Source organism: Pseudomonas sp. P5_B2 (genome assembly GCF_056400445.1).
The window spans coordinates 1-8,634 of record NZ_JBFULH010000156.1 but is presented as its reverse complement, the minus strand read 5'-3'; the positions used below and the strand labels follow the sequence as shown (position 1 = coordinate 8,634).

The 8,634-nt window shown below is 59.8% G+C and carries 1 protein-coding gene; it reads left to right on the top strand.

Going from position 1 to position 8,634, the window contains the following annotated elements; genetic code table 11:
* Nucleotides 1–213: 213 nt before the first annotated feature.
* Nucleotides 214–8,634: peroxidase family protein (locus AC1DRJ_RS14105; protein ID WP_477802697.1), on the top strand; the 8,421-nt coding region annotated here is incomplete at its 3' end.

The window sequence follows — 8,634 nt, the reverse complement described above, 5'->3', positions numbered from 1 at the left end:
ATGGCCCACCTACCGCTGGGATTTGCTCGGCCTGATTGTACGGCGAGCACTACATTCCGCGAATTCCAGGTGCACTTCCCGGAGAACGGCTTTGCCTTTCCCGCGCCTGCTCTCGCCAAAAAACAAAACCAAAAAACTGCGCAAGCCAGCACCTGACTGGGCGTGGGTGGATGTTTATCGTCCCGTGCCTTTTCTCCATATAGATCGAGGGCAATCCAAAWGGCTAATTTCAACAAGGCGGACCTGGAATTCATCCTGAAGCAAATCTTCATTGCAGAGGCGCATTCCAACGGCGCCAGTCTCATTGATTTGCTACCCAACAGTCAGGTGCCGTTCGGCCTGCGTACCGTCGATGGCAGCTTCAATAACCTGGTCGCCGGGCAGAGCGAATTTGGCGCCGCGGACAATTCCTTCTTGCGTTTGCTTGATCCCCAGTATCAAAACCCGGCTTACGCAGGGACCGGCTCGGTGACCGATCCGCAGCCACGGATTATCAGTAACCTGATCGTCGACCAGACCGCCAACAACCCGGCTGCGGTGGCGGCGAACGGCGGCGCGGCCCCGGTGGTCAGCCCCGGTCAGGATGGCGTGTTCGGCACGGCCGACGACAAGAATGTGTTCTTCATCCCCAACGAGTCGGCGGACGCCGGTCTTACCGCGGGCTTCAACTCGTGGATGACCTTCTTCGGTCAGTTCTTCGACCATGGCCTCGACCTGGTCACCAAGAGCAGTACCGACTTCGTATTTATTCCGCTGCAGCCGGACGATCCATTGTTCGTACCGAACGGCCCGAGCAACTTCATGGTGCTGCCACGTGCAGTGCGTACTGCCGGCGCGGACGGCGTACTCGGCACTGCCGATGATGGCCAGGCCAACACCACCTCGCCGTTCGTAGACCAAAGCCAGACCTACAGCTCGCACCCCTCGCATCAGGTGTTCCTGCGTGAGTACGTCCTCAACGCGGCAGGTGACCCTATTGCAACGGGGCGCTTGATTACCAACCGCGATCTGGGTGCCGATGGCAAGTTCGGCACTGCCGATGATGGCGACGGCACAAATGGCGGCATGGCGACCTGGGCCGTGGTCAAGGCCCARGCCCGTGACATTCTCGGCATCAACCTGACCGACGCCGATGTACATAACGTACCGCTGCTGGCAACTGATGCGTATGGCAACTTCCTCCGGGGGCCTAGCGGCATGCCGCAGGTAGTAATGCGCGTCAGCAACGGTGCTGACGGTACCGCCGGCACGGCTGATGACGTCACTCAATTGGTCGAAGGCAACCGGGATGCTCCGATCAGCTTGGCCAACGCTGTAAGCGCCGGTCATGGTTTCCTCGACGACATCGCCCACAATGCCGCACCAGTCGTCGTCGGCGGGGTTCTGCAAGCCGATGTTGACACCGCCATCGGCAATACGCAGCCAACTGACGGTCTCGGTAACAACCAGACCTATGACAACGAACTGCTTGATTCTCACTTCATTGCCGGCGATGGCCGGGTGAACGAGAACATTGGCCTGACCACCGTGCACCATGTGTTCCACTCCGAGCACAACCGCCTGGTCGAGCAAACCAAGGAAACCATCCTGACCTCAGGCGATCTGGCCTTCCTCAATCAGTGGCTGATAGACGATGTAACCGCAATACCGACCACACCCGCCGAAATCGCAGCGTTGGTGTGGGATGGAGAACGCTTGTTCCAGGCCGCCAAGTTCGGCACCGAGATGCAGTACCAGCACCTGGTGTTCGAGGAGTTTGCGCGGACCGTTCAGCCGCAGATCGACGGATTCCTTGCCCCTAACGGGTATGACACCTCGATCAACCCCGCCATCCTCGCCGAGTTCGCCCACGTGGTGTATCGCTTCGGTCACTCGATGTTGACCGAGACTGTCGATCGCTTCGACCCTGCGTTCAATCCGCTCCTGACTGACCCGAATAACCCTGACTCGCAACTCGGCCTGATCGCAGCCTTCCTCAACCCGCTGGCGTTTGCCGGTAGCGGAGCGACGGCGGACGAAGCGGCAGGGGCGATCATTCGCGGTGTGACCCGTCAGCTCGGCAACGAGATTGACGAGTTCGTTACTGAAGCGTTGCGCAACAATCTGCTCGGTTTGCCACTCGATTTGCCGGCACTGAACCTGGCGCGTGGTCGTGACACTGGCATCCCCACCTTGAATGAGGCGCGGCGTGAGTTCTACGCGCAAACCGGCGACAGCCAACTCAAGCCGTACATCAGCTGGGCTGACTTGGTAGACAGCCTCAAACACCCCGAGTCGTTGGTCAACTTCATCGCTGCCTTCGGTACGCATGGCTCGATTACGGGGGCGACCACGCTGGCAGATAAACGCGCTGCCGCTTTGGCGCTGGTATTCGGTGGCGCCGGTTCGCCAGCTGACCGCCTGGACTTCCTCAACAGCACCGGTGCCTGGGCCAACGTAACGCGGGCCGGCAAGGACGGGGTACTGAACACTGCAGACGACCTGACGGGCGTGACAATCACGGGTCTCGACGACATCGACTTCTGGGTCGGTGGCCTCGCCGAGGAAAAAATGCCGTTCGGCGGTATGCTCGGCTCGACGTTTAACTTCGTGTTTGAAACCCAGCTGGAGTCGTTGCAGAACGGCGACCGCTTCTACTACCTGTCGCGGACCGCGGGTCTGAACTTCGGCACCGAGTTGGAGAACAATTCCTTTGCCAAGCTGATGATGCTCAATACCGATGTCACTCACCTGTCGAACACCGTGTTCCTGACGCCGACGTTCACCCTTGAAGTAGATCAGACCAAGCAGTTCACGAACCTTGGCGCGGACCTCAAAGCCGATCCAACGGGCGGCATCATGATCAACGGCGTGGAGGTCGTGCAGCTAGTAATCCGCGACAACCCCGACACCGTAGGTCCGGACAGTAATTATCTGCATTACACCGGTGAAGACCATGTTGTCCTGGGCGGTACCGCCGGCAATGACATCATCATCTCCGGTGAAGGCGATGACACCGTTTACGGCGACGAAGGCAACGATCGTCTCGAAGGCGGTGCCGGGAACGATGCGGTACTTGGCGGCGCGGGCGATGACATCATCACTGACTCGTTCGGCGACAACCGTCTGGAAGGTAACGCCGGTAACGATGTAATTGTGGCCGGTAGCATGCTTGTTGCAGGTAACCTGATCCTGGGGGGCGATGGTTCGGACTTCATTGTCACTACTRAAGACATCACCACCACCTTCGGCGGTCGGGGTGACGACTTCATTCTCGGTGCCAAGACCAACCTGCCACCTACCGGCAACGAAGGTGATGACTGGATCGAGAAGGGCACCCAAGACGGTGCGCCTGGCGATAACGCTGCTCCCTTGCTCACTGACGATGTGATCGGCAACGACATCTTTGTTGGTGGCGGTGGCTTCGACGAAATGATCGGCGAGGGTGGCGATGACATCTTTGTCGGCAGCGATGCCCAGGACAAGATGGACGGCATGTCCGGTTTCGACTGGGTGACCTACAAAAATGACAACTTCGGCGTGACCGCTGATTTGACCCTGGCGGCGCTGGCGCAACCACACGGCAACGCGCCAAACCAGAACGCCGGGATATTCAATCCGGTCGGCGCTTCGCCGGCTTCGATTCTCGACCGTTTTGCCGAGGTTGAAGGCTTATCCGGTTCGAACTTCGCCGACGTGCTCAAAGGCGATGATGTCGATGCGGACACGATTATCAACCACGGTGGTGCCACGGGCAGTGCGCTGACCAATGTGGCGTTGATCCGCGGACTGGCGCAGTTTCTGTCTGATGCCGGTTTGCCGACCACCGGTTTTGCCACTGGCAACATCATCCTCGGTGGCAATGGCAGTGACCTGATCGAGGGTCGCGGCGGCGATGATCTGATCGACGGCGACAAATGGATCAACGTCAGAATTGCGGTGTATGCCGCCGGCGACGTCGACCATACCGGGCCTGAGATCGCTTCCTTCGACAGCATGGTCGATATGATCCCGTTCATGCTGGATCGCACCTATAACCCGGGTCAACTCAAGGCTGTGCGGGAAATCCTGCCCGGCACCTCGACCGGCGGGGCAGCTTTCGATACCGCCATTTTCTCCGGGGTTCAGTCTGAGTACACGGTGACTCGTGACACCCGCAACACGGCTGATGTGACGGACGATGTCTGGACGGTGGCAGACACCGTAGCCGGTCGCGACGGCACCGATACCCTGCTGCATATCGAACGCCTGCAGTTCGCCGATAACCAGCGAGTGCTGGTGACAGGGCTGAATGCACAACCGGTTAACAGTCCGACCGTCACGGATGCAAACGGCGGGGCAATCACGGTGGGCGATACGCTGCGGGTCAGCGTGGCTGCGGTGCGCGATGCCGACAACATCACGGCGGGTAATCCGACGGGTACGCTCAACAACTCCTCGGTGTCCTACTACTGGCAGTTCGAGGCCAATCCGGGCAGCGGCGTATTCGAGGACATCATCCTGTTGCCGGCCGGCGACCTGGCGTTCCAGAGTGCCGACGGCACTGCGTTCAAGGTCTCCCCGGACCTTGCCGGGCTATCACTGCGGGTCAAGGCGATCTACCAGGATGCTCATGGCACGACTGAAATAGTGTTCTCGCAACCGACTGCCGTGGTGGCTCCCGGCGCGGCGGTTGTGCCGACGGCGCCTGTACCTGTGGTCGATGCCACGGCGGGTGGCGAAGGCCTGCACATGGTCCGCTCCGACCTCAACTTCATTCTTGATCAAATCAAGATTGCCGAGGCAGTCGCGGATGGCCAGGACATCCTCTCGCTGATCCCGAATATCCGTGCGCCATTGGGCCTGCGTACGGTCGACGGGTCGAACAACAACCTGCTGAACCTCAATGGCACCAATAACACCGGGTTTGGTTCTGCCGATAACGTCTTTCCGCGCTTGACCGATCCGGTCTTCAATCCAGCGGAAGGTGCTCCTGCCGACTTCTTCGGACCTGGGTCGCCGGCCATCCCGGGATCGTCGTATGCGCAGAACAGCGGCTCTGTCTTTGACTCGCAGCCGCGCACCATCAGTAATCTGATCGTCGACCAGACGTCGAACAACCCGGCGGCCTATGCCACGGCTTACGACCCGGGTGTGGACGGTGTGCTCAACTTCGGTGCGACGGGTAATGACGACGTGCTCAAGGATGGTGTACGGATAGTCGCCAGCCCCGGCATGGATGGTCAGTTTGGTACTGCCGACGACCACGATGTGTACCTGTTCGAGAATACCGCGGCGGATGCGGGCTTGGCCGCGCCGTTCAACTCCTGGATGACCTTCTTCGGGCAGTTCTTCGACCATGGTCTCGATCTCGTGACCAAGGGTGGCTCGGGTACGGTCTTCATTCCGCTGCAACCGGATGATCCGCTGTATGTACCAGGCGGCAACGCTAACTTCATGGTGCTGACCCGCGCGACCAACTTGCCAGGGGCGGATGGCGTTCTCGGCACGGCCGACGACATCCATGAGCATACCAACACCACCACGCCGTTCGTCGACCAAAACCAGACCTACAGCTCGCATCCGTCGCACCAGGTGTTCCTGCGCGCTTATGAGCTGACCTCCAACGGCCCTATAGCGACCGGCAGGCTGATCACTAACGTTGACCTTGGGCTGGATGGCAAGTATGGCACCGCAGACGACACCGAAATCGGTGGTATGGCGACTTGGAAAGTGGTCAAGGCGCAGGCGCGCGACGTTCTTGGCATCAACCTGACCGACGCCGATATCGACAGCGGTCCGCTGCTGGCTACTGACCCCTTTGGCAACTTTATCAAGGGGCCGAACGGCTTCCCGCAAGTTGTTATTCGGGTTAACAACGGGGCAGACAACATTGCCGGTACCGCCGACGACGTCACCACGCTAGTCGAAGGCAATCCGGCCAGTCCGGTTAGCCTCGTGAACGCGGTACGCACCAGCCATGCCTTCCTCAACGACATCGCGCACAACGCCGTGCCGGTAATCGTCGGCGGTGTTTTGCAGGCGGATGCTGACGCCGATGTCGGCAATGTGCAGCCAGTTGGCGCGCAGGGCAACAACCTGACCTATGACAACGAACTGCTCGACGCTCACTACGTCGCAGGCGACGGCCGGGTCAACGAGAACATTGGCCTGACCGCGGTGCATGCGATCTTCCACTCCGAGCACAACCGGCTGGTCGCGCAGACCATGGACACGGTGCTCGATTCGGGTGACGTGGCTTTCCTCAACGAGTGGCTGCTCACTCCGGTGACTGCGTTGCCCGCCAACCAAGCCGAGATCGATGCGTTGGTGTGGAATGGCGAGCGCTTGTTCCAGGCTGCCAAGTTCGGCACCGAGATGCAGTATCAACATTTGGTGTTCGAGGAATTTGCGCGGACCATCCAGCCAAGGGTCGATCTGTTCTTCGCACCGACCCAGGTCTATGACGTCGACCTCGATGCCTCGATCGTCGCCGAGTTTGCCCACACCGTGTACCGGTTTGGTCACTCGATGCTGACCGAGACCGTCGATCGCTATGACGTGAACTTCGACGTGGTTGGCGATCCTAACAGTACTGATCCCAATCAGCAGCTCGGCTTGATCGCGGCGTTCCTCAATCCGCTGTCGTACGCCGCCAGTGGGCTGACGCCAGAGGATGCGACCAGTGCGATCATCCGAGGGGCGACTCGCCAGGCCGGTAACGAAATCGACGAGTTCGTGACCGAGGCGCTGCGTAATAACCTGCTCGGCCTGCCGCTCGACCTGCCGGCGATCAACATCGCACGTGGCCGCGACGTCGGGATTCCTTCGCTCAACGCGATCCGCCGTGACATCTATAGCCAAACCGGTGATACCCAACTCAAACCGTACAGCAGCTGGGTAGACCTGGTTCAGCACCTCAAACATCCGGAGTCGTTGATCAACTTCATCGCGGCCTATGGCACGCATGACACGATCACGGCGGCGACTACGCTGGAAGGCAAACGCGCTGCAGCCATGTTGCTGGTATTCGGTGGTGCGGGTGAGCCGGTTGACCGCCTGGACTTCCTCAACGGCAGCGGTGACTGGGCCAACGTAACGCTGGCCGGCAAGGATACGGTGCTGGGGACTGCCGACGATCTGAAGGGTGTGACTATCACGGGGGTCGATGCCATCGACCTCTGGATTGGCGGCCTGGCCGAAGAGAAAACCCCGTTCGGCGGCATGCTCGGCTCGACCTTCAACTTCGTGTTCGAGAACCAGATGGAAAAACTGCAGGACGGTGATCGCTTTTATTACCTGGAGCGTACCTCTGGCCTGTCGATGAATGCCGAACTGGAAAGCAACTCGTTCGCCAAGCTGATCATGGCCAACAGCTCGGCCACCCACTTGCCGGGCCTGGTGTTCTCGGACCCTGGGTTCTATCTGGAAGTGGACCGGAGCAAGCAGTTCAACGAAGGCCTGGGCAATGTCGATCCGCTTGAGGGCGGAGCGCAGGTGGTGTTCCGCGACAATCCGCTGACCGCTGGGCCGGACACCAACTACATCAAGTACACCGGTGCAGAGCACATCGTGCTGGGCGGTACCAACGGCGCAGACATCCTCATCTCCAGTGAAGGCGATGATACGGTCTGGGGTGATGCTGGCAATGATCGCATCGATGGCGGTTACGGCAACGACCAGCTGCGCGGTGGCGTCGGCGACGACATTATTACTGACGTCGGCGGTGACGATAACATCCAGGGTGGTGACGGCAACGACGTGTTGCACGGAGGCAATGGCATCAACCTGATCATTGGCGGGTTCGGCAACGACTTCATCGTCACCGGTGAGGACGCTTCCGAGGCTATTGGTGGCCAGGGCAACGACTTCATCCTGGGCAGCAAAGCCAACGAGCAGGACATGGGTAACGAAGGTGACGACTGGATCGAGAAGGGCACGTCGGACGGCGCACCTGGCGACAACTTCGACCCGCTCGGCAACGATCCGGTGATCGGTAACGATGTGTTCATCGGCGGTAACGAGAACGATAAGTTCAACGCCGAAGGCGGCGACGACATCATGGTCGGCAGTCTCGGCTTCGGTGACCGCTATATCGGCGGCTCCGGCTACGACTGGGCGACCTTCAAGGGACTGGCCCAAGGCGTGACCATCGATTACAGCGACCGCTTTTTCGATGTGCCACCKGTGCCGGGTTCAGGTGCCTCAGCGCTGGTGCGATTTGACATCGTGGAAGGTTTGTCGGGTTCGGCTCACGGTGACTTCCTGCGCGGCGATAACGAAGATTCCACTTCGCTGCCCACTGCGGGTGCAACCGGCAGTGTGCTGACCAACATCGGCCTGATCAATGGCCTGGCGGGTCTGCTGCCAGCCGGAGCGACGTTCTACGACGGCGGCAATATCATCCTCGGTGGTAGCGGCAGCGACCTGATCGAAGGTCGTGGTGGTGACGACATCCTCGATGGTGACAAGTGGCTGAACGTACGCATCAGCGTACGGGCGAATATTGATGGCACAGGTCCGGAAATCGCCACGTTCGACAGCATGGAGCCGATGGTGCCGCTGATGCTGAACGGTACTTACAATCCGGGCCAACTGGTCATCGTGAGGGAGATTCTGAACGGCACTGACAACTTCGACACGGCGGTGTATTCCGGTCTTTCCTCGGAGTACAGC